Origin of the sequence: Weissella sp. DD23 (assembly GCF_001579105.1) — a bacterium.
Lineage (GTDB): Bacteria > Bacillota > Bacilli > Lactobacillales > Lactobacillaceae > Weissella > Weissella cibaria.
Genome location: NZ_KQ970500.1, coordinates 1 through 337, shown reverse-complemented (window position 1 = coordinate 337; position 337 = coordinate 1). Strand labels below are relative to the sequence as shown.

The 337-nt window shown below is 41.5% G+C and carries 1 protein-coding gene; it reads right to left on the bottom strand.

Translation table 11 applies throughout. The features are described from left to right. Positions 1-337 (bottom strand): hypothetical protein (locus WEIDD23_RS13930; protein WP_197458912.1); only part of this gene is annotated, 337 nt, incomplete at both ends.

Here is a 337-nt window from a genome sequence, read left to right as displayed (position 1 = left end):
ACTGCGTCAGAACCACCAAACTTCAATGAAGAAAAGTCGACTTTATTACCCTTAGCATCATAAATCGCAAACGCTGAGAAACCACGACTAGACAATGATGTCAAAAGTGTTGCAATTGTCGCAACACCAGTTACTCCGGCCTTTTGCGCATCAGCATATGTCAATGAATCATATGATGAGCCATCTGTTTCGTTACCAGCTACGTACGTATCTTGGCCATCAACAGGCACCGTATTGCCTTGTGCATCTACAAAATTGAATGTATCTTGCACTTGCTTTGCATACGTTAATGATACTTTGGTGGCATCGGTGATTGTAATCGTCTTACCACTAATAT